This window comes from Shewanella sp. BC20 (assembly GCF_003129585.1).
Classification (GTDB): Bacteria; Pseudomonadota; Gammaproteobacteria; order Enterobacterales; family Shewanellaceae; genus Shewanella; species Shewanella seohaensis.
In genome coordinates, this window is record NZ_NHRI01000011.1 from 1 (window position 1) to 23,562 (window position 23,562).

The window sequence follows — 23,562 nt, forward strand, 5'->3', positions numbered from 1 at the left end:
TGCATACCAACCTTCGTTACATTGTCAGAGCCGCTACTTTATTCAGGCTCCTAGGTTCATCTGGTGATACAGATGGTTCACTCATTAAGCGGTGAACAGCACTTCATACGACTTCACGTCGCACGCCTCATTCCGTGTTTCGGCTCGTTAGCTCAATCGAAAATTCCCATACCTGCTGCCATATATATTCTTATCTATTTGTCTATGTTTGGCCTTACCAGAAATCGGCTAACAATGTATGGGTATACAGTCGTATTTAAATTTAGGTGTTTTGGTATGATTTTGAGACAAAATCAGCGAAACAAAACATAGACACCCATCCTTAATAGCGAGGAAGTAAACCTCCGACTATGCTTTGGTTAAGCATTAAACATGGAGGTTTGTATGCCGCGCCCTCGCAGAACTCAGATAAGTCTTGAAGACACTCCCTATTACCATTGCTGCAGCCGCGTTGTTCGGCGGGCATTTTTATGTGGTGATGATAGTTACTCGGGTAAAAACTATGACCATCGCCGTGGTTGGGTAGAGTCATTATTGTTTGAACTTGAAGCGGTTTTTGCTATTGATATCGCAGCCTTTGCCGTGATGTCGAATCATCTGCATGTGGTGCTGCGAGTCGATATCGACAGCGCCAATCGCTGGACTGACCGCGAAGTGCTTGAGCAGTGGCATAAGTTGTTTAAAGGCGATGAATTAACGCAAAAATTCGTTAAAGGTGAGTTAGTTGAAGCTCATCAGGTCAACAGATTAAAGCATTCAATCGCCCTTTATCGCAGTCGATTATGCGACATTAGCTGGTTTATGCGCTGCCTCAACGAACCGATTGCAAGGCAAGCAAATCAAGAAGATAACTGTACAGGTCGCTTCTGGGAAGGGCGGTTTAAATCCCAAGCTCTACTCGATGAAGCCGCGGTATTAGCCTGTATGACTTACGTTGATTTAAATCCGATTCGAGCGCAACTCGCTGAGACACCCGAACAATCCGACCATACCAGTATTCAATTGCGTATTCGGGCCGCATTAAAAGGTGAGCAGCCGAGCAATCTCCTGCCTTTTATTGGTAGCGAGTGCGACAACCAACCCAATGGCATTGCGTTTTCATTAATGGATTACGTTCAATTGGTAGATGATACGGGCCGAATTATTCGCAATGATAAACGTGGACACATCAGTGAAAATAGTGCCAACATACTGAACAGATTAAATATTCCCCGTGACAGTTGGCTCAAACTGACCACCGAATTTGGCAAGTTATTTCATGGCCCTGTGGGCACACTGCAAGAACTGACCGATTACTGCGAACATCTCGAAAAGCGACGACGGCATTTTGCTAAATGCTGCCAGCACTTTTACAGCAACTGACAACGGCTTATATCATTTCAAAGCCCCATCCAGAACACATCCCAAGCTTTAAGGGATGACTTACCTCGTCTGAAATACCCCATTTTTAAAGAAATTAGCGCAAATTATTGCCTCTAATGCTGTTTATACGACTTTGATGGTACTTACTTAACCTATTTTAACTCGGACAAGTTGTATGCAAACATAAAGTGCATTATGTTATTGATTTATATTGGGTGGCTGGATTTATTTTCTTCAGGGAGGAGATGGCAATAGCATTATAGATATATCTAGCCTGAAGGATAAGTATGATATTAGTAGCGCGCCTGAGCACATAAAGATGGCCAAGGGGCTGAACTATACAGACCTTTCAGAGGCCGAGAAGTATGCTGCTCACATAGCTGACTCATCACTTGTTGAAACAATCAGGCTTGCGCAAGAGAGTGATGATCCACAAATGCGCGGAGTTACAATGAAGAGTATAAATGCTGTTTGGTATAGTAACCCGAAATCTAAAGGAGCATGGAGTGAACTTGATACCTCTTACGCGATGGGTTCTTATCGTGCAGGTGAGAACATCCAGTTTAACGGCCAATTAATGAAGGAATTACTCCCGGGTGGAAAAGGGATTCCGGGAGGGCAAGCCATGCTTAGACAAGGCTATGCTTTACCGGGGTTTTATGGGATTAGGCCAGGGAAAAGAGCATTTAATTATGTTGTTGGTCACGAGGTTGAGCACACAACAAGCCTTAATGCGAGAAGTCGGAATGCAGAAAGTAACGCAGACAGTTTTTACATGGTACTTTTTGAGGGGAATTAATAATGTTTAAATTAATACTTTTGACTGCAATATTACTTTCTGTATCGAGCGCGAAGGCTGGCGAAATTACTTATATTTTAATTGATGAGTGGTACGAGGGAGTTGCCAGCAGTCACAATAGTGGGCTTCTGAACAATGAAGATAGCCAACAAAAAGAGCTTCTTTACGAAAAATCAACAGGCTTTTCTTTGAGTGAATCCTTGGTATATCCATTAATTGGAAATAAGAGGTTTTCGAGCGTTGGAGGGGTGAAAAAATGCAATGGCTTTCAGGGGGAGTGCCTTGTAATTGATGGATTGTTGAAGTTATCTTTACCGTCTAACTTCGATGGTAATACCGTTCAGAAGTGGACATGGGAAAACTACTCATACACAACAAGTGTTAAAAAAGAATATTCGTTACTTGGTAACAAGCTTCATGTTACAGAAATCTTAGCGGCCTGTACGGAGTGCACCTTCAATAAGGCTAGGTTTGAATTTGATAATGATAAAGGTATAACATCTATTAAGTTAAGTGCTGAAGGTGCGACGGTAAGCTACCTTCTGGGAAGTTCTACTGGTTTTTTAGCTAAAGACTGAATAGCAGGGAAATAAGAGGCAAGGACATATATGGTCACCTCGGGTTTAGCAAGGCCAATGTCCTACTTTATTCAAACTAATTTGTGCTAATCGACCAGTGAGGCAAGGACAGCCATATCTTTTTGTGTTTTTCAGCATCTTCTACTAAATAGCTGTTCCAAATAGTAGATCAAAGGAAGGGAACTCAGTCCTGTTTGAGCGATCTGATCTATCGCCAAACAAACCCACCACTCGCCGAGGACTGAGAATGGCCATCTTACCACCACTTTGTCGCGTAGAGCGCAAACAACTACAGAAATTGATCCATAAAACCAAGGATCAACACTTCGCTCGACGTCTTATCGCTATGCTGATGCTGCATCAAGGGCTGTCGATTACTGACGTTCATCACGCTACTGGTGCAGCACGCTCCAGTATTGGTCGTTGGTTAGGCTGGTATACCGAAAGCGGCGTTGATGGGCTAAAATCTCTGCAGCTGGGACGGCCGGCAAGCTTGCCCATAGACCCCATATTGCTCTGTCTATCTTTGCTTATTCAGCTATGCCCACAGGACTTTGGTTACCAACGTAGCCGCTGGAGCAGTGAACTGCTTGCCATGGTGATTAATGCACAGCTTAAGCTCAGCATCGCTGCATCAACCGTCCGCCGATTACTACCCAAAGCAGGAATGGTCTGGCGCCGCTCGGCTCCGACATTGCGTATCAAAGACCCACACAAAGAGGAGAAAATGGCCGCGATAAATCAGGCACTTGAGCAGTGTTGCGTCGAGCATCCGGTTTTCTATGAAGATGAAGTAGACATCGACTTGAACCCAAAAATCGGGGCAGATTGGATGCCAAAAGGACAGCAAAAACGCGTTGTCACCCCAGGCAACAACCGTAAGCATTACATAGCTGGAGCCCTGCATGCCAGCACCGGGAAAGTGCTTTATGTACGAGAGGCAAGGACAGCCATATCTTTTTGTGTTTTTCAGAAAAGAAGAAAAAGAAGAAATAGGACAGGCATAACTCTTTTTCAATCAGCCTCATTTTCTTGGGGCTTTTTGTCGAAAAAGAGAGGACAGCCACATCTTTTTGTGTTTTTCAGCGTATTCTACTAGGCTTTAAATTATCCTGATTTTGTCTGTGTGGAGTTGGCTATGACTTCGGCCAGAAGACAGCTAATTGATGCTAATGCAACGCCCTTCTATCATGTGATAAATCGCTGTGTTAGAAGGGCTTTTTTGTGTGGTGAAGATAAACTCACTGGCCGCAGTTACGAGCATAGGCGTGGCTGGATTGTAGATAAAATTAAGGCATTATCAGCGATATTTTGTATCGATATTTGCGCCTACGCGGTGATGAGTAACCATTACCACTTAGTGCTTAAAATAGATGTCGATAAGGCCAAATCCTTAACGCCAAAAGACATTATCAGCCGTTGGTGCCAAATCACTAAAGGCCATGCAATTGCTACTAAGTATATGAATGGTGATGCTTTAATCGAAGGTGAACGCATGTTACTCGATGGCTTAATTACCGAGTGGCATGAACGATTAAGCAGTATTTCTTGGTTTATGCGTTGTTTAAATGAGGAAATTGCTCGTAAAGCCAATCGAGAAGATGAGTGTAAAGGCGCCTTTTGGGAAGGTCGTTTTAAATCGCAAGCGCTGTTAGATGAGCAAGCCTTGCTCGCGTGCATGATGTATGTCGATTTAAATCCCATTCGAGCAGGCATTGCTGATTCTTTGCAATCCTCTGATTTTACATCGATTCAGGAGCGAATTGACTCGCTAAACACCCCAAATCATCCATTAACCCTCCCAGTGCCACAAACTGACTTTTCAACTAATGAAGCTCATATTCCCCACAAGGCTCTCGTCCAATTCGATGGCGCAGCTCACCTGAGTCAGCAAACAGGCATTCCATTTCATTTTGCCGATTATCTCGAACTGATTGATTGGACGGGCCGCGCCATTCGCCTTGATAAGAAAGGCTATATCGATAATCAACGGCCGAAACTACTCAATGAATTAGGTATTGCGCCCGATGCGTGGCTCACATCAGCTAAAGAGTTTCGTCGTCAATACAGTGGCATAAGTGGTCGATGGGATAGCATGTGCGCATTTAAAAAGCAGCATAACAGCGGCAAATGGTGTAAAGGAAAAGCCTCAAGCCAAGCGTTACATCCTTAAGTTGCTCACGACTCAGCGTTTAGGATTATTTTTGTTTATCCGAAATGAAGATAATTTCGCGCAAAACATAGCACGATTTTGTCCCAAAGCATGCTGTGTGTTTCTTTAAAACCTGCAAGCTACACCGATGCTAAAAGGGTGAGTCATGGTGATTGGCGAGACGACCTTCCGCCTCAAGGACGAGGCGGTCGAGCATCCACGGATGGACTTGCTGCGTGTCGGTGAGCGAATACCATGGCTCGCCTAGCAATACTGCTATCTCAACAGCTATCAGTAGTCATTGCACAAAAAAATAGCGATAAACTCACTGAGTTTATCGCTATTTTGATGTGTTGCTATTGCAGTCTTATATCACGCTTAAATGCTGATAATCCGGCCATTATAGGCCGCACCTATGCGATGCGGAGGTGGATTACTTAACGATTTCCATCTCGGCTAACAGGTTGTCGGCATTATCTAAATACTTCATTACCCACAGCATATAACGGCTATCGACTTGGATTGAGCGGTTGATATTGTCGTCGTACGCCCAGTCACCTATGATGCTTTCATACACGCCATCGAACAGTAAACCCACTAATTCGGCGCGGCCGTTTAGGGTTGGAGAACCAGAGTTACCGCCGGTGGTGTCTAAGGTAGACAGGAAGTTTACCGGCACAGAATCGATGGCTTTAACATAGAAATCACCGTATTGCTTCTGCTTGATAAGCTCTAACTGCTTTTTCGGCGCATCGAATGGGTCAACGCCAGTGTCTTTTTGCACTATGCCTTCGAGGCGAGTAAAGGGCTTAGCCACTAAACCATCTTTAGGTTCATAACCTTTAACATGACCAACGGTCACGCGCAGGCTAGAGTTCGCATCGGCGTACACTGGCTTACCTTGCTCACGGTTATAGGCGATGATGGCATCCATATATTGCGGACGCACTTTCATCAGCTCGCCATCTAATTCTTTCTCTTTCTTCTCTTCGCTCATGTTGGTGTCATACATGGCCACGGCGAATTGAATAAAAGGATCCTTAGAGGCTTTGAACTCATCAACGGATTTTTCCATCCAAGCTAAACGCACATCTTTGTTGCCCAGCTCGGTTTTGGCGTACATTTTGTCTAAGGTTTTCGAAAGCTTAGCTTCGTTAACCTTTTTATCGATACCAAAGGCTTTATCCATTGCAGGTAAGCGCTGCGCCTCGGGTAACGCGGCATAACGTTTGAGCATATCCAAGAGAACGGCCTTATCGACACTTGGCGCATAACGGCGGTCGATACGTTCCATGCTCGCCTTGAAACGTGTCATATCGCGGTCTTGGAAGCCAGGTTCGCGTTGCATATCAGGCAATTGCTTCTCATGGGCTAAACGGTACAGATTGGTCGCCGTTGGCACCATAGTAGTATTGCCAATGTAACTTAAAATCATATCCCGTTCTTGATGGGCTTTGCTTTTGGCGATCAGCGCGTCTAAGTCGCTTAAGGTTTTACCGTATTTGGCTTCGCGGCTGCTGTCTTTGGCAATCCATGCGGCAAGCTCGGCTTCACGGGCCTTGCGGTCGGCTAACATGGTGGATTTGCCATAAAACTCGATCATTGAGGTAAAGTTTTTAGCGTAGTTCGCTAAGCCAGCGATTTGGCTCTCATACTTAATGCGCTCGTCGCTGCCTTCTGGTGCCGTTTCTTTGATGATTTCAATAAAACGTTCGCGCAGCATCTTGCCTTCTGGGTAAGCCCATTCGAACTGATTTTGCACTTCGTTCGCGGTGCGGTATCTGTTAGTGCGGCCGGGGTAACCCGCCACCATCACAAAATCCCCTTCGCTCACGCCTTTGGCCGAGACTTTTAAGAAACTCTTTGGCTCGTAAGGCACGTTGTCGGCGCTAAATTCGGCAGGTTTACCAGTTTTAGACACATAGGCGCGGTAGAAGGAAAAGTCGCCCGTGTGGCGCGGCCACATCCAGTTATCGACATCGCCGCCGTATTTACCGACGCTGCCCGCTGGGTTATAGACTAAACGTACGTCGCGGATTTCTAACTGTTTTACCAGATAGTATTCTAAACCACCGTGGAAGCTATACACTTGGCAGCGGTAGCCTTCATCCTTTTCACACTCGGCAACGAGTGCTTTTTCTTGGTTCTCAACGCCTTGATAAAACTCACGGCCCGCTTTGTTTTCAAGCCCAGCGTTGACGCGCTCAGTCACATTGGTCACCTCTTCGGTGACATAAACGCGAGAACCTGGCGCGGCGGGTAATTCATCGGCAAAGGTTTTAGCTAAAAAACCGTCCTGCAACAGGTTTTTCTCTGCAGTCGAGTTATATTGAATCGAACCATAGGCACAGTGATGGTTTGTCACCACTAAGCCTTTTGGCGAAACAAAAGATGCCGTACAGCCACCTAGGCTGATCACAGCATTCATGGGGAATTCGGTCAGTTTGGAAATCGATTTCGCATCAATCTCTAAGCCTTTCGCTTTGAGTTCATCGGCCATTGCGGGCAATTGGTGTGGCTGCCACATACCTTCATCGGCATGGGAGGCAAAACTCGCCGCCACGGCAACTGAGAGTAACCATTTTTTCATTATCTTAAGTCCGTTTTAGGTGAAGAAAGCCGAGCGCTTGCGAGGCCATTTCTTATATTTATTGGGATTACATGCCACTTTGGTTAACGCTAAAAAGCAAAAAGTCAGGCACTGGGCCTGACTTTAGCATATCGCACGCACTCTATAACAGAGTTAGAAAAATTCGCTTACAAAGCAAATACATTCATCATATTTATCGGTTTAACTCTGCCGTTTCAGTACGCTAAACGGCTTTAACTTACAGCGCGACAAATAACTGAGCGCCGATAATCACCGCGCCTAGCAGTCCCGCAATCCCGAGGGCAAATGTGCCGCCAGACACTTGGTATCCCTGCGGCGTGGCTTGGCGCTGACGTAGTGCCATCACGATCGGTAGGAAGATAATCATCACCACCAGCGGCACGGCGGCAAAGCCTAATACGGCAACAAAACCTTCGGGGACATAGAGCGCGCACAACAGCGGCGGCACAAAGGTTAACAACCAGGTTTGGGCCCGGCCGAGGAAGGTCTTCTTCGCGCGGGTCAGTTCGGCCACAAAATCATACAGACTTAAGGTTACCCCGAGGAAAGAGGTGATTAAGGCTAAATCCGCAAACAGCGAAATACATTTGCTGATCCAAGGCGTGTGGGCAATCTCTTGTAATGCACTGATCAGCGCAGGTAAAGAGCCATTAAAGCTGCTGATTTCGGTGCCACCCACTGTGCCTAAGGTCACCAATAACCAGAAGATATAACACGCGAGTGGAATGGTTGAACCGATTAATAATACCTTGCGCAGCGAAACGGCATCGCCATCCAAATAACGTACTAAGGTCGCGATACACACGTGAAAACCGAAGGAGGTAAACACCACGGGAATCGCCGCCATCCAACTGCTGGTCATGGACTCGGCCACTGCACTGGTTGCCATACTCGAGATACTGACTTCCGGTAATAAAAACAGCACGACCACAATCAGTAATAAAATCATCAGCGAAAACAAGAAGCGCGAGGCTTTATCGACCCAAGCCACCCCTAAGGCCGCAAATCCACCCAGCACTAAGGTAAACAGCACGACCGCCAGTTGGTTATCTAACACGAGGTCGAACATATTTTTGGCTTTAAGCACTAACAGCGATGAACCGCCCGTCAAATACGCCGCCGTTAAGGCAAAGAGTAAGCTGAGAAAGGAGGCGCCTTGCACCATTTGGCCTTTCTTGCCGAGGAGTTTGCCCGTGATGGCATGAACGTTATCACCGACGCCTGAGCGCAGGTTAATCTCAAGCATTAACAATGAGGTATAGGCTGACAAGCCCCAAATCACCACCATTAACAAAATGGCTGGCACCATGCCTAAGGCGGCCGTGGCTAAGGGTAAGGCTAACATTCCCGCGCCAATGGCGGTCCCCGCGACAATGGCTATCGAGCCTAACATTTTTGAATTCACACAATTATCCTGTTCAAGTATTAATTATTATTTTTTAAGGTTTTTTGAGTAGATTTGAAGGATAAAGCCTTGCGCACTCTGTGATTAAGCCAACAGCAATCTCAAACGAAAAGCGTCACTAAACTTAAAGCATCCAATCCGATCTCAAAGAGCAGATCAATTGGCCCCAATAGCTTTTGAATATTTCAACCCAGTCGCCATTGAGGCTAACTAAATCGTTTGCAGAAAAGTGACATTAATTTCAACCGTGATTGCCTTAGCAAAGCAGCGACGTCGCGCGTAAAAGAAGATAGCTCTGGACATTAACAGAGCCAACCCCAGCGGGCAAGCCAGTTATAGACAAAGATGACGCCGCTTTGGCTATCCGAAGGGGAAATGTGAGTAAAAGATAAAAAATCGAGGCGGAACTGTTATCAAAACAATAACCCCTGCAACACCTGTAGCGTTGCAGGGTTTATCAATGAGTCTAGCGATTCGCTAACGGAGATACGGGATTGCGCTAAAGCGAATTAACGCGACTCACAATCCGCTTATTCCCCAGTTAACCGATTACAGCTCAGTCCAAGCCATATTCCAAGAGCCGCCGACACCCGGTTCAAACCCGGTTGCAGTTGGCGACCATTGCATGCAATAACCACTGTAAGGCCAAGGTTTACATTGATAGACCTTGCCAGTTTTAGGTTGCAGCACTTTAGTACCCGCCACATAGTTTTTAACTCCCTCGGGGAAGACAAAATCGGCATCCGGCGCTGTGGCTTGATCTTTTAAGAACAGATCGAAGTTTTGCTGGATAACCTCACCTTGCTTAGGCTCGCCCTTCACTTGTAAGTGATAATGGCCTTCCTTTGGCGCGACGACATCAAGCACTAGACTCGCGTTGGTGTTATTGACCGCTTGGGTCACATAACCAGCTGCCGTGCCATCGTGGCTAAATAGGTAAGCCGAGACCTGCATATCCGCATTAGTGCTGACATCGAAACTGACCTTTGCGGCACCATCGACAATGGTGTAATCATCGGCCAGTGACGTGACATCGAGCTGATTGCCCGGCGCAGGCGCAATATCGAAGCTCACTTCCACTCGCTCTAGGCCCGAATTAGGCGCGGCATAAATCTCATTTTTACCGTAAACGGGCGAGATCACCCCAGAGGCATTCTTCTGCCCCGCCTTAAGTTGTGGCTGCTGGGCATTAATGGCACTGGCTAACAGGAATGTCCAATTTTGTTTGGCACCTTGAGTGGTGTCGGCAATGGTTATCTGGGTTTGCTTGGCAGTTTGCTCGCCATTAGCATCAAACACCCGCGTCATCACCTTATCGCCCGCCTTAAGATCGAGTGACGGATTGATATCGCCAATATCGGTCCACTCGCCCGGCACCACAACATCTGAGCTAAAGTTCACATCGATGGCATTATAGAAACTGTTGGTGGTATCACCGACTTCCCACACGGCCAAAATCACGTGATAACCGCTTCTGTCTTCAGGTACATAACAGTTATGTGTCACTAACTTAGGCGGCTGAACCATGCCTCCATCGACCACACAGAAGGGAGCTAAGTCAAAGCTTGCACGGCTCAACGCTTGGTTTTGGTCCCACCCTTGGCGAGTTAAATAATAACGCCAATTGCGGGTCACATGGTTAGCGGTGAACTGCCAGCTAAAGTCATTCCAACCCGACTTAATGTCATGCTTAGACCAACGGCTTGGGCTCTGTTCATCCAAGGGAGAAAACGCAGCATTGGCTGCACTGGCAATTTTACCGTCGGCAGGGCCTGACTCAGGAAAACCTGATGTGCCTTCAACACTTTGCGGTTCCCATTGAACGGCGCCGCAGTTTAAATTGCTGCCAGTTTTACAGGCGTATGAGCGTGATTCTGGTGAAACCACATAACCGTGGGCCGACGCCGTTTGGCTAACGAGCGCACTCGTAGCGCTTAAGGCCAAGGCAATTAGGCTTAAACGAGCCAGTTGTGGGTGTTTGCGGTTAGCATTTGTGATTGATGTAAAAGCAGTTAGATGTGCCACTTTATTGTACTCCGTAGGGCGCCTTTCTCGACGAGATTGGCATAGGTATAAAAGTGGTATTTAGGCAAAACAGCATTAAGCAAAGCCGTTTATTTTTCAAAGAATTGAAAGCATCAGCCCAATTCTGAGGCAACCCCGCTATCTTAGTTTCAACATCCCTTTACAACCTTAGACCGGAGGCTTTGCGTCCTAATTTTTCAATTAGTTTGCCAAATACGGTGGATCTCTATTGAAGTTAACAGTATGTAACTTAAACATTGAGACCCGGCTAACCTAACAACAAAAGACAGCGTTGTCAAAATTTAAATTATTACAATTCAATGTGTTACAAAACGAAAAGCGGTATTTTATTGGCACCTGTCAGATTATTTGCCCTCTGACTCGATGAGTTTAATCTTGAAACCCTGTTTCACTTGGGTATAATGCCCACCTCGCTTCGGGGGAGTAGCTAACTGGATTTCGAGCCATCGATATTCAGGGTGAACATCAACATACTTGGCCGCATGCCATGGTGTTCACAGCAAATCATCGATTTGTCCTGCAAGACCTGAGCACAGTAACCGCACCTAGGGGTGGACGGTCTATTGTGCTTATGTCAAAAACCACCCCTAAAAGGATCACACTTGGAAGCGTTACTCGCCTCAACCTTTACGGTTGCCATCGCCGAGATTGGCGATAAAACCCAACTGCTTGCCCTATTACTCGCAGCAAGATTTAAAAATAAAACCGCGATTATCTTGGGTATTTTACTCTCGACTCTGTTTAACCATTTTGCCGCCGCTTGGCTTGGCCAATGGGCGATTAACTGGGTGAGCCCAGATGTAGCACGCTACTTGGTTGCCGCCTCCTTCTTTGCGATTGCACTCTGGGTACTGATCCCCGATAAAGTGGACGCCGAAGAGAGCCGTTTCTATAAGATGGGGCCCTTTGTTGCGACCTTTATTCTGTTCTTTATCGCCGAAATGGGCGACAAAACCCAGATCGCGACTGTCGTGTTAGCCGCTAAATACGATGCCTTAGCCATGGTGGTTGCAGGTACTACTTTGGGTATGTTGCTGGCGAACGTCCCAGTGGTTATTGCGGGACATTTTAGTGCCGAAAAATTACCAATGAAGTGGATCCACAGGGGCTGCGCAATTTTGTTTGCCCTGCTCGGCGTAGCAACCTTAATGGTTAACTGATTGATAAAATGAAGATAAAAAAAAGGCCAGTGATAACACTGGCCTTTTTTATTGGGCTAACGAATTAACTTATAACCCGAGAGCAGTTTGGATACGTTGACCATAATCGGCATCGGCTTTGTGGAAATGTGCCAGCATACGTTGCCGTACCTCTACACTTGCCTGACGCAGAGAGCCAGAAATCGTTTCCACTAAGCGTGCTTTCTCGGCTTCGCTGAAGATGCGATACAAATTACCCGCCTGAGTGTAATCATCCTGATTGTAACGGCTGTAACGCGCCGCTTCGCCATCTAAACGCAGTGGTGGCTCGGCAAAGTTTGCCGGTTCAACTAAAGCACCCGCAGTGCTGTTTGGACCATAGTTAGCCGCGGCATCGCCACCGGTTTGACTACCGTGGTACGGGCATTGTGTTCCCGCCATGGCACCCGCACGTTGGTGATGATTGGCTTTAGTCGCATGTGGGCAGTTTACGGGTAACTGGTTGTAGTTCGCCCCAATTCGGTAACGCTGCGCATCGGCATAGGCGAATAAACGCGCCTGCAACATCTTGTCGGGCGATGCGCCCACACCTGGCACTAAGTTGCTCGGTGCTAATGCCACTTGCTCGACTTCGGCAAAGTAGTTTTGCGGTAAACGATTCAACTCTAACACACCAATTTCAATTAACGGGTAATCGCCATGTGGCCACACCTTAGTCAAATCGAATGGGTTGATATGATAAGTGTTAGCATCAGCCTCAGGCATAATCTGTACGTTCACCGTCCAACGAGGGAAGTTACCGTCGGTCACTGCTACTACCATATCGCGCTGGGATGAGTCAGGGTCGATACCCTTTAACTTGTCGGCTTGCTCATTGGTTAAGTTCACTACGCCTTGCTGCGATTTGAAGTGGAACTTCACCCAGAAACGCTCACCTTTAGCATTCCAAAACGAGAAAGTATGCGAACCATAACCGTGCATTTGGCGGTAGTTTGCCGGAATACCACGGTCAGACATCAGAATCGTCACTTGGTGCATGGCTTCTGGGTTTAATGACCAGAAGTCCCACATAGCTTGTGGATCTTTCAAATTCGTCAATGGGTTACGCTTTTGGGTATGGATAAAGTCTGGGAACTTAATACCGTCACGCAGGAAGAAAGTCGGCGTATTGTTACCCACGATATCGTGATTACCACGAGCAGTATAGAAGCGCAGACCAAAACCACGGGGATCGCGCTCGGCATCGGCAGAGCCCATTTCACCACCCACGGTAGAGAAGCGCACGAAGGTCTCAGTTTGCTTACCCACACCGTTAAAGTGGTCGGCGATGGTGTATTCGCTTAAGTCTTTAGTCAGGGTGAAAGTACCGTATACGCCAGTCCCTTTCGCATGCACAACACGCTCAGGAATACGCTCACGGTTAAAGTGGGCAAGTTTTTCAATTAAATGCCAATCTTGCAGTAGTAAGGGACCACGCTCACCCGCTGACAATGAGTTTTGATCGTCAGCAATTGGAGAACCGCTTTGGCTTGTTAAATACTGTTGACTCATATCTTGCTCCTCATTCTTGATTGGTGTTAACCCAAGATTCAATTAAATCGTAAATGGTGGCCATGGCTTATCTCCTTGGCAGGGCGACGTGTTGTCGATGGAGTTAGAATAGGCAAAAATACGAATTCAATAAAACGATTAATATAGATTCAAATAATCTACATTTCAGATTAACGAAGAGTGCTTAGATCATTCAGGGAGTAAAGTTCACTCCCCGTATGTGATGAAATAGCCAGCAACAGAATAAAGAGTATGCCAGCCGTAACGCAAACCGACTTGGCAAAAATGAGAACTCGAGCTTAAGACAAACTTAAAAAATACTTCAATTGATTCAAAGTGCTACATATTACTCATTGACAGAGCTCGCCTGCTCGCGATAGATAACGACCAAGTAATAGGCATCGATTAACACGATAAAAAAGTTAACCGCCGCCACCGGGTAAGCTTGTATCGCAACCCCATAGGCAACGAACAATGCCGACCCCAACAAGTTCCACCAGCGTAACTTTTTGATGTTAGACATCATTAAAGAGATGGCTACCACCACAGACGCCAAATAACCAACCCATTCCCACATCATTGCACTATCCATATCACGTCCTTATTTATCGATTGATACAACTAAAACAGGTTGGTTGAGCCTTCTTAGCGTTTTACTACCGCCGCCGTCATCCGTGAAATACAGGTCAACTCCCCTGCACTATTATGGATTAAGATTTCCCACACCGAACTGCGTTTCCCCAAATGAACTGGTTTAGCCGTCGCGGTCAGTACGCCATTACGCGAAGCGCGTAAATGGTTGGCGTTAATCTCTTGTCCAACACAATAATATTGCTCGAAATCCACCACAAAGTTTGCGGCATAGCTGGCCACGGTTTCGGCCAGTGCCACGTTCGCGCCGCCATGGACAATGCCTAAGGGGTTATGTATCGCGGGCGTGGCAGGCATAGTCGCCTTCATATAGTCATCGCCAATCTCGCTGATCTCAATCCCTAGGGTCTGCATTAGGGTGCCTTTGCCCCCCATACCAGCATCTAAACGGGCACAATCCTCTAAAGTGACAGGTCTAAACCAAATACTCATTTCAACATCCTAGTAAAGAAAACCAGCTAGCAGTTTACTAAGAAGTGACTGAAGTTCAACACATAAGCATTGGCTAATAACAGCCAGATAATGGCAAAGAACCGCTACGCCTAAGTTAACCAATGCTTTGTGACAGCAAAACGACTAAACCAGACTAAGAACATTCCCCACAGGATCACCACGCTCGGCATCATAAGGGCATCGCTCCCCAATACCGCAGCCGCCTGCTGAATACCAAATACATAGCCCATTTGCACCAATACGGCGACAAGAGATGCAAGCAACACTTTATAAGAAAAGGCTTTTTTAATGAGTAACAACAAACAACCTATAAAGCCAGAAACCACCGCAAAACCAAACACACAGTCGAGCCAAGCGGGTGTCGATTCATAGAGCTTTATTTGATCTGGGCTCATTTGCGCCATGGCCTCAGGCGTCATGGTCATTTGGATAACAAATGCCAATAAGCCCATGATGTTCCATAACAAACTGATGAATGCGACAAAATAAAACCACAGTGGCGCTTTTGCCACGCCGATTACATGGTCGGAGCCAGTCGCTGCCATGTCCGCTCTCCTTGTGATCAAGGTACATAAAGTCCCACAACAACAGTGCCATAAAAAAGGGATGGTAAAACCATCCCTTAGCTCTGAGTTTAGCTCACAAACTCAGTTGTGAGCGTGCAATCACTCGATTAACGGCGACGGCGTTGTAGGCCAAATAGGGATAGCAAGGCTAGACCTAAGTATCCTAACGCACCACCATCATCCTTTGGTTTTGGCTCAGGTTTCGGTGGTTCAACAGGTGCTGGGTAGCTAAGTGCGACAATAACAGGATCGTGGTCAGACGCTGAGAAAGCATTCTCAGATTTGGCCAGTTCACCAGAGAATTTTTTGCCGTATTCAAACAGGTTAGATTCCACCGAGTTGATATGCCAATCTTCGATATCCACTAAACGCTTAGCAAGACTGGTGTTTGCTAAGGCATGGTCTAAGTTACCTAACTCACCGTTGTAGCTGTATGAGTAAGTACCAGCACCGTGAGCCTGAGTATTGAGGTTGATGAGGCCATAGCCCTTCTCAATCTTGCTACCTTGGCGCTCAAACACTTTGCCATCTAAGGTGGTCCATGAGGCGGTCATGATATCGCGCTCAGACTTGCTCGCATCGTAATCGGTCAATACGCGGATAGGATCTTCCATGCCGTAGGCATTCATATCACCAATCACCAGCAGATCGCCTTTAACGTCTTTTAAGGCTTCGCCGAGCACTTTAGCAGCCGATACGCGGAAGGCATTACACTTGCCCTGTTGATCGGCCGGATCGACTGACTCTTCGAAGTTGACCCAATCTTCTAAACAGCCTGAACCTTTTGATTTCAGATGGTTAACAACAACTGTTAAGTTCTGATCATGGATCTTAAAGGTTTGGGCTAGGCTGTGACGTTGGTAAGCATCGTTACCTGGGTTAGTTTCAGTCTTGCCATCTTTAACACGAGTCACACTGCCAGCGGTCGCGTGCTGCTCTGGAGTATCAATCGCACGGGCCGCACCCGCAAGGCTCACTTTACCCGCGCGGTAAAGCATACCTACAGTAATGGCATCACTACCGAAGTACTTACCGTCGTATTTATCTTCGTCGGTGATTTCAACGAAGCTGTAAGCATTTTCAGCGGTTTGCTTCTCGTTTAAGGCATCGACTAAGTTCTTAATCGCGCTCTTTTCACCAAAACCGTTGTTAGCGATTTCCATTAAACCGACAATATCGGCGTTCATGGCGGTGATAGCACTGACAATTTTCGCACGTTGCAGCAGCATTTCTTCTTCGGTCAAGGCGCCGCGGTTACTGCCCGATGGGTTTGTATCACCACCAACAACATCGTTAAAGAAGTTCAGCACGTTGAAGCTGGCGACACGGATATCGCCCTTAGTGGCGACACTTGGCGCGTCGGTTCTATCATCACCACGGATAAAGTCGCCAGCGGTAATAGTGTTGGTCGCCACTAAACGGTAGGCACCATAGCTGTAACCAATCACACCTTCGAGGTTGGTCAACTGGTCACCCACACGGATATAACCGGTTTCGACGTTAAAGTCAGGGAAGTAAGGAATAACACCATCGGCTGGCTTGTAATCAGATTCGATAAACAACTGATTTTCAAGGTTAGATTTAACTAAAGCTGTCGCTTCTGCTGACAATGCTGGATAAAGCTGAGTTGGCTTCATCAATGGCGCCTTGTAAGACACCAACATGTTATTGCGACGGCCAGCATAATCGTAGCTGAAGGTACGGCTGATCTTCAGATCGCTACCGGCATCCAGTTTCACGTTCATGCCTTCGTAGCGCTCTAATGCCTGCGCTAAAGTTTCGCCATCGGCCACATAGAATGGCGCCGCAGCGGGGACTTCGCCCTTAGCACCAACTTCAAATTTCTTGTCGGTTTTGATATCGATTTGGGTTAGGCCGAAGTATTCCTTCACCTTACCCTGAACACAGACTTCAACACCGGGTTGAATCGCTTCTGGTGGATTCTCACCTAAAAACACGAACACGCCGTCGGAAGTGTATGGCGAGTTATCACCCTTCACTTCTTGGAGATAGAAACCTTTGAATAAGCTCTCGCCACGGGCCGTCACCACACCGCGAACCGTCACTTCGCTTTCAGACTCGAATGCACCTTCAGGCACATAAGGGCTAGATTCACCCGCGCCTTGGACTTGATAAATCGGAACGATTTTCGCGCCGCTGCAGCTAAAGACTGGCGTTTCAGGTTCAGTTGGCGTATCTAACGAACCTAAACCTGTGAAAGTGTCCTTAGGTAATTGTTCCCACTGGGCAGGATTAAAGACAGTGTTGGCGACTAATGCGTCGAGTTTACGCTTAAGGGTGACATCGAGCCCCCAACCAGTCGGCGTTGGCACGTCACCGATAATATCGACCACAGCGCCATCTTTAACTAAGGCAACCGCATCGCCACCGTTAAAACTTAAAGAACCCGAAAAACTATCGACACCTTGAGGAAGGGTAATGACTGCGCTTGAGTTTAAAATGACTTTTGTCGATTTTGGCGCAATACTTTGTCCATCTAATACCTGCATATCTAAGGCATCAGTGGCGCCATCTTTATAACGAACGAGTTTATAACCCGCCAAATCAATTGCCGTATCACCGCTGTTATATAACTCGATAGCTTTGTTGTTTGAGCTACCTTCAACATATTCAGTGATCATCACATCAGCACTTGCCATCATTGGCAAAGCTGCGGCTACAGCTAAAGAAATAGCCGTTAACTTATTAACATTATCCATATCAACAACCCCATTATTATAATATTGCCGCTAATTTTTATTAACGTGCGGGCGGATTATTCCAGAGTTGATAGGTTAAAAAAAGAGGGGAAGATCTCACTATGCACGCATAAGATATTGATGAAAATGAAATTTTACAAAGCAAACTGTTTTATATACAGAACAGTACTGTAGAGCAAAAGTGTTAAGCAGTAAGAAAACAATAAGTAAGATAAAGACATCACAACGACATATCACATTAAAGACGAGCAAATAACAATCAAAAAATAAATATGATATTTTGATGATATTTTTAGGTATGACATTCTGAATAAAATATTGCTTTTGGGTAATTTAAATAATGTCGATTTATTTATAACTTAATTATTTGATCATTATTTTGAAATATTATTCGTTGAAAAACGAATACTCCTTATCCGTCTTTTAAACGCTAGCTCGATTTAAAAAGCTTGGCGGTGGGTCATTTGCGAGATGGTATAAAACGGATAAACAAACTCCTCCATGATTTTATTTGTATCGATTGCAGCACTGCTTAGTCATTTCGAGTGCAAAAAAATACCGCCCTGTGTGGGCGGTATTTTATGAGTGAACGAGTTAACCCGAGTTAAGCCGTCATCACGGTAAATTACTTTTTAGCAGGCTCAGCAGCAGGAGCCGCTTGTGCTTTCTCAATTGATTTCAGTTCAACTTCAAAAATCAGGGTTGAGTTTGGTGGAATAGTACCAGTATCGCGGTCGCCATAAGCTAAGTTTGCAGGGATAACAAACTTGTACTTAGCGCCCACAGGCATTAACTGTACGCCTTCGGTCCAGCCTGGAATAACGCGGTTTAATGGGAACTTAGCCGTTTGACCACGCTTGTATGAGCTATCAAACTCAGTACCGTCAAGCAGTGTACCTACGTAATCCACTTCTACAGTGTCTTCAGCCGCTGGCTTGTCACCAGAACCTGGAGTTAACACTTCGTATTGCAGACCCGATTCAGTGGTCACTACGCCAGGCTTAGCTTTGTTTTCCTCGAGGAACTTTTTACCATCCTCGATGTTTTTCGCAGCAATGGCTTTAGCTTGTTCTGTACGTTTGTCGTTTAACTTTTTGTCTAAACCTTGAAGAATGGTTTGCATTTCTTCTTCGGTTAATTTCAGTTGATCATTCAGACCGTTAGTAAAACCAGTTACGATCAGCGCGCGGTCAACTGGCAGGCCTAATTCTTCTTGCTCTTTGATATGGCCAGACATATAACGACCGATTGAAGCGCCAACACTGTAGGCTTCTTTTTGTGCTTCAGTCGTTAATTCAACATTTGTGCTTGCGTTTGTTGCTTTTTCTTCTTGATTACAAGCAGATAGGCCAATAACAGCCAATGCAACTAACGATAATTTATAAATCGATTTCATTAAAGCTTCCTCAGCATCCTCAAGCGGTTACAATAACCTAAGCGCGACAACTGTATACTAGTTATCTGGGTTATACCAACTAGATTCTGTTATGTGTTAACTGTGATTAATCTCACTCTACCGGACTAGAGACACCAACTTTAGGAGCAAGTTCATGAAGAAAACCCTACTGCTGGTATTTTGCACACTTTTTTTAGCAGCATGTCAGCCCAAAGCCGATGATATTAGAGTTATTTCACAGGAACCCTCATACAGCGCGAGCCTCTCTAGCGACGGCAATATCGCCATTGTCGCCACCCAAAGCCAAGGGGTGCAATGTTGGGACTTAACCACCCACAGCCTCAAGTACCAATGGGTGCATGGCGACCTGAATACCGGTGTCACGGCCACCGCCATTTCCCCTAACGGTGAGTTCGCCGCATCGTTAAGCCGCGATTCAGTTGCCCTATGGACAATAGCCGACGGTAAATCCAGAGGATGGTGGTCGCTGCCCGCCTCGGGTGAGAGTGTTGCCGTGGCGAATAATGGCGCCCTGCTCATAGGCTTAAACGATGGCAGTGTGATGTCACTCAATGCGGCCAAGACGGCATTGATTAAATTTTTAGGCCATAAGGAAAGGGTGAATACCGTTGCGCTTTCCGCCGATGGGCGCATTGCCCTCTCAGGCTCTAACGACATGCAGGCTATCCTGTGGCAAGCGCAAACGGGACAGCCGATCCACACTTGGGATATAGGTAGTAGGGTGACTAAGGTGGCACTCAACGACAGTGGCACATTAAGCTTTACCAATGGCAGTACCAATGAGGCGAAGATTTGGGATAACACCAATGGTAAGCTGTTAAATCAATTAGAGATTAAACGCCGGCAAATGACCTTCTCGGCGGTGCGTTTCGCTAAGCAAGACAGTCAACTACTTACAGGCACGCCCGCACGCGAAGTCATACTCTGGCAACGCCAAACGGGTAAACCTATTACTAAGTGGCAAATTGCGCTGACTAAAAACAGCCAAAACCGAGGAGCCGTTGTATACTCTGTGGCAATTCGAGATACCAATAAAGTGGTTAGTATCAGTAGCCAAGGCTTAGTCGAGACTTGGCAGGAGTAGAGGTTAGTCATGCAAGGCGTACAAGAACAGATTGAAGAGCTGCAAATGAAAATGGCTTTTCAAGAGCTCACGGTTGAAGAGTTAAACCAAGAGGTCATTAAGCTGAACCAGCTCATCGCCCATCAGCAACATCAAATTCAGTTATTGATTGGTAAATTAAAAGCGATGGAACCCAGCAATATTGCGACCCAAGCCGAAGAAACGCCGCCACCCCATTACTAATGTGATAGCGGATAGCCCCATCCGTTAACGACACAATGGCCCATAAATATCCAAGGAATGCGATGTTTAAAGATGCGATATCACCCACACCCAGTCAGCCACTGCCGATAGCCGTGGTGGGTGAAGCCATTTTAAAAGAGCAAGCCGTTGAAGTTCGCGACTTCGATACGGCCTTGAGTCAATTAGCAGAGCAGATGGCTGTGAGCATGGTGGCCGCGAAAGGCGTTGGTATTGCCGCGCCGCAAGTGCACAGCCCACTCGCTCTCTTTATCATGGCATCTCGGCCAAACGAGCGTTATCCCGATGCGCCGCTGATGGACCCCGAAGTGGTGGTCAATCCGCAAATTTTATCCGCCTCCGCGGATTTAGTCAGCGGTGAGGAAGGTTGTTTATCGGTTCCTGGGCAAAGGTTTACCATTTGGCGCCATCAGACTATTGTTGTGCGCTATCAAAACCTGGAGGGACACTGGCAACGCTCTGAGTTAACAGGTTTTATTGCTCGTATTTTCCAACATGAGTTTGATCATCTTCAGGGGATCACTTTGCTTGAGCGTTCACAAATGCCAGAACAAAAACACATGGCGCGAGAAGGTAAACCACAGGCATGAATAGCACCTTCATTCACTCTTTAATCAAACCAACTCTTAGCACCCTGATGCTCGCCGCGATCTTAGGCTCGAGCGGCTGTGCCTATAACAGTATTTTTATCAATTATCCGGCGCAAATTGCACCGATAAAACAAGAACTCAATACCGCAACGCCCATGGCGGATATCGAGAAATTAGCCAGCAATATCCAAGGTAACGATGGCCTACTCTACGCCCAAGAAGCGGGACGCGTGGCGCAGGTGGCCGGAGACTTTGCTAGCAGCCGTAAGTACTACCAGCAAGCGGTCGAGGCCTATACAGCCTTCGATGATAAAGCCAAGATTAGCGCCAGCGACATAGGCGCAACCGCTACAAGCTTGGTATTAAACGATAATGCCATCCCCTACCGTGGCCCAGGCTACGAGCGCATTATGTTGCACCAATATCAAGCCTTGAATTACCTGTTCAGCGGTGATTATCAAGGCGCCTTAGTGGAAGTTCGCCGCAGTAACGAGCTGCAAGGCTCTGAGCAGGAGCGTTATCAGAAGTCGCAAAAATCCGTGCAGGCCATGGCCAATGGCACCATAGATGCCGAAATGAATAAGCTCGGCCAAGCCGCAGGTACGGTAACCAGCTCCTTCCTCAATGCCTATAGCTACTACACGACGGGATTGCTCCACGAGGTTTTGGGCGAGCCAAACGATGCCTTTATCGACTATCGTAAAGCGGCGCAAATCAGCCCAGATAACACTTATCTGCAACAGGATTTAGTGCGCCTTGCCAAGCAACTCGGCATGCCACAATACGATGAATTTAAAAAGCGCTGGGGCGATGCCAAGCTTCCCAAGGCGGGTGAAGGCCAAGTCATCCTAATGATCGAAAAGGGCTTCGTACCTGAAAAACAAGCGCTCACAGTGCCCTTCACTATCCATGGCAACTGGCAAACCGTGTCTCTGGCCACCTATGGGCCGAACAATAGTGTTGTCGCCGAGACCCAAGTACAAGGCTTAGGTACAGTGCTGAAAACCGAGCCCATCGCCAATATCGATGCCTTAGCGATTAACGCGCTCAAGGAAGATTTACCCGGCACCTTAGTTCGCCAAGTCGCGCGGGTGTATGCCAAATCGGAAATGGCCTATCAGGTCGAAAAAAGCGGTAAGCCCGGCAACAATGCCGCCGATATTGGCAGTATCGCCATGCAGATTTTTAACGTGGTCAGCGAACAGGCGGATCGCCGCAGTTGGTTGACCCTGCCAAAACAGGCGCAAATTGGCAGACGTTACCTCAATCCCGGGGAATACACGCTGCAGTTGGACAAGGCACCACCGGCCAAAATTGAAGTTGCCGCAGGCAAGACCACCTTGGTCTGGGCAATTGATACTGGTAATTACACCCGAATTTATTCAATAATCATTTAACCTAGCGGTGAATGTTTGAATAAAACGAGTGTCATTAAGTTTTTACAATCACAAAATGGAACTGACTATGAAACAATTTAAACTGATTTTTGTGCTGGCTGCCGTAATGGGCCTGGCTGCATGTCAATCGAAAGTCGAATATGGCGATGCCACAGAAGTGGAAACCGTTAACGAAAACTTTGGCTCAACGGATCTGCAAGCCATCGCCGCTAAGATGGTCGATAGCATGATGACTTTCCCACCTATCGTGGCCATGACGGCGAACAACCGCCCAATTTTGTTTGTCGATAGCATCAAAAACAAAACCTCTGAGCATATCGATACAGAGTCAGTAACCGACTCTATCAGCAACAAGTTACTGCGCTCAGGCAAGTTCCGTTTTATCGACATGACAAAAGTAGATTCAGTTCGTAAGCAACTGGATTACCAAAACAATACCGGTATGGTTGACCCATCAACCGCCATCAAGTTTGGCCGTCAAATCGGCGCCCAATACATGCTGTATGGCAACCTGTCTAGCATCGTTAAGCAAGATGGCAGCACCAAAGACGTTTACTACAAGATGACTATGCGTCTGATGGACTTAGAAACAGGCCTGATCGAGTGGTCTGACGAAAAAGAAATCCGTAAGACTAAGTCTAAGTCTTTCTTAGGCATGTAATCCCGCTAAGCCCCATGGGCTAAAGCCGAAATACTTAAAAAAAGCCAGCATTTTCGCTGGCTTTTTTTTACATTTTTAACATTGGTTATCCCTGCTAAATAAGGTAGTGTACTCGGCCAAAATACCCAGCATGGGTGCCG

19 protein-coding genes, 1 pseudogene and 1 riboswitch are annotated in these 23,562 nt (G+C 46.7%); of the genes and pseudogenes, 11 read left to right on the plus strand and 9 right to left on the minus strand.

Going from position 1 to position 23,562, the window contains the following annotated elements:
* The first annotated feature begins 384 nt into the window (after positions 1–384).
* The 5 genes and pseudogenes from CBX96_RS12325 to CBX96_RS12345 all read left to right on the plus strand — a co-directional run bounded on the left by CBX96_RS12325 (position 385) and on the right by CBX96_RS12345 (position 4,912).
* Positions 385–1,362: a transposase gene (locus tag CBX96_RS12325; protein WP_109286905.1), complete on the plus strand. Its 978-nt coding sequence runs from the start codon at positions 385–387 to the stop codon at positions 1,360–1,362.
* 211 nt (positions 1,363–1,573) lie between these two features.
* Positions 1,574–2,161 carry a hypothetical protein gene (locus CBX96_RS12330; protein WP_109286906.1) on the plus strand — a complete coding sequence of 196 codons (588 nt, stop codon included), beginning with the start codon at positions 1,574–1,576 and terminating at the stop codon, positions 2,159–2,161.
* A 2-nt stretch (positions 2,162–2,163) separates the two neighbouring features.
* Positions 2,164–2,739, plus strand: a complete 576-nt coding sequence (locus tag CBX96_RS12335) for a hypothetical protein (protein ID WP_109286907.1) — start codon at positions 2,164–2,166, stop codon at positions 2,737–2,739.
* Between the two features lie 247 nt (positions 2,740–2,986).
* A pseudogene (locus tag CBX96_RS12340) lies at positions 2,987–3,674 on the plus strand (IS630 family transposase); the annotation flags it as partial.
* Positions 3,675–3,877: 203 nt separating this feature from the next.
* On the plus strand, positions 3,878–4,912 hold the full coding sequence (locus CBX96_RS12345; protein WP_109286908.1) for a transposase: 1,035 nt from the start codon (positions 3,878–3,880) through the stop codon (positions 4,910–4,912).
* A gap of 412 nt (positions 4,913–5,324) precedes the next feature.
* On the opposite strand, the gene CBX96_RS12350 is transcribed toward CBX96_RS12345, so the two are convergent.
* From CBX96_RS12350 to gbpA, 3 genes are all read right to left on the minus strand, one after another.
* Complete coding sequence (locus CBX96_RS12350) at positions 5,325–7,481, minus strand: S46 family peptidase (protein WP_109286909.1); 2,157 nt, start codon at positions 7,479–7,481, stop codon at positions 5,325–5,327.
* Between the two features lie 238 nt (positions 7,482–7,719).
* Entirely contained in the window at positions 7,720–8,895 is a 1,176-nt protein-coding gene (locus tag CBX96_RS12355) for an aromatic amino acid transport family protein (RefSeq protein ID WP_011625389.1), read from the minus strand.
* Positions 8,896–9,456: 561 nt separating this feature from the next.
* A complete protein-coding gene (gbpA, locus tag CBX96_RS12360; protein WP_109286910.1) occupies positions 9,457–10,932 on the minus strand; it encodes an N-acetylglucosamine-binding protein GbpA in 1,476 nt (491 codons plus the stop codon).
* Positions 10,933–11,057: 125 nt separating this feature from the next.
* A riboswitch (cyclic di-GMP riboswitch) is annotated at positions 11,058–11,153 on the minus strand.
* Positions 11,154–11,555: 402 nt separating this feature from the next.
* Here gbpA and CBX96_RS12365 point away from each other — a divergent pair.
* Positions 11,556–12,113, plus strand: a complete 558-nt coding sequence (locus tag CBX96_RS12365) for a TMEM165/GDT1 family protein (protein WP_041408851.1) — start codon at positions 11,556–11,558, stop codon at positions 12,111–12,113.
* A 69-nt stretch (positions 12,114–12,182) separates the two neighbouring features.
* On the opposite strand, the gene katB is transcribed toward CBX96_RS12365, so the two are convergent.
* The 6 genes from katB to fkpA all read right to left on the minus strand — a co-directional run bounded on the left by katB (position 12,183) and on the right by fkpA (position 19,429).
* Positions 12,183–13,643 carry a catalase KatB gene (katB, locus tag CBX96_RS12370; protein WP_109286911.1) on the minus strand — a complete coding sequence of 487 codons (1,461 nt, stop codon included), beginning with the start codon at positions 13,641–13,643 and terminating at the stop codon, positions 12,183–12,185.
* 346 nt (positions 13,644–13,989) lie between these two features.
* Entirely contained in the window at positions 13,990–14,235 is a 246-nt protein-coding gene (locus CBX96_RS12375) for a YgjV family protein (RefSeq protein WP_086902120.1), read from the minus strand.
* Positions 14,236–14,288: 53 nt separating this feature from the next.
* Positions 14,289–14,726: a PaaI family thioesterase gene (locus CBX96_RS12380; protein ID WP_109286912.1), complete on the minus strand. Its 438-nt coding sequence runs from the start codon at positions 14,724–14,726 to the stop codon at positions 14,289–14,291.
* Between the two features lie 110 nt (positions 14,727–14,836).
* Positions 14,837–15,292, minus strand: a complete 456-nt coding sequence (locus tag CBX96_RS12385) for a hypothetical protein (protein WP_109286913.1) — start codon at positions 15,290–15,292, stop codon at positions 14,837–14,839.
* Between the two features lie 128 nt (positions 15,293–15,420).
* Entirely contained in the window at positions 15,421–18,033 is a 2,613-nt protein-coding gene (gene exeM / locus CBX96_RS12390) for an extracellular exonuclease ExeM (RefSeq protein ID WP_109286914.1), read from the minus strand.
* Between the two features lie 625 nt (positions 18,034–18,658).
* Entirely contained in the window at positions 18,659–19,429 is a 771-nt protein-coding gene (fkpA, locus tag CBX96_RS12395; protein WP_011716036.1) for an FKBP-type peptidyl-prolyl cis-trans isomerase, read from the minus strand.
* A gap of 154 nt (positions 19,430–19,583) precedes the next feature.
* Between fkpA and CBX96_RS12400 the strand changes: the two genes are divergently transcribed.
* The 5 genes from CBX96_RS12400 (at position 19,584) to lpoB (ending at position 23,422) form a co-directional block, all read left to right on the plus strand.
* Positions 19,584–20,534, plus strand: coding sequence for a WD40 repeat domain-containing protein (locus CBX96_RS12400; RefSeq protein ID WP_109286915.1), 951 nt, complete (start codon positions 19,584–19,586; stop codon positions 20,532–20,534).
* Positions 20,535–20,543: 9 nt separating this feature from the next.
* On the plus strand, positions 20,544–20,756 hold the full coding sequence (locus CBX96_RS12405; RefSeq protein WP_011625380.1) for a SlyX family protein: 213 nt from the start codon (positions 20,544–20,546) through the stop codon (positions 20,754–20,756).
* A 62-nt stretch (positions 20,757–20,818) separates the two neighbouring features.
* Complete coding sequence (gene def / locus CBX96_RS12410; RefSeq protein WP_109286916.1) at positions 20,819–21,364, plus strand: peptide deformylase; 546 nt, start codon at positions 20,819–20,821, stop codon at positions 21,362–21,364.
* Positions 21,361–22,761 carry a COG3014 family protein gene (locus CBX96_RS12415; RefSeq protein ID WP_109286917.1) on the plus strand — a complete coding sequence of 467 codons (1,401 nt, stop codon included), beginning with the start codon at positions 21,361–21,363 and terminating at the stop codon, positions 22,759–22,761. The genes def and CBX96_RS12415 overlap by 4 nt, the downstream gene beginning before the upstream one ends.
* Before the next feature lie 67 nt (positions 22,762–22,828).
* Positions 22,829–23,422: a penicillin-binding protein activator LpoB gene (lpoB, locus tag CBX96_RS12420; RefSeq protein ID WP_007645693.1), complete on the plus strand. Its 594-nt coding sequence runs from the start codon at positions 22,829–22,831 to the stop codon at positions 23,420–23,422.
* The last annotated feature ends 140 nt before the right edge of the window (positions 23,423–23,562 follow it).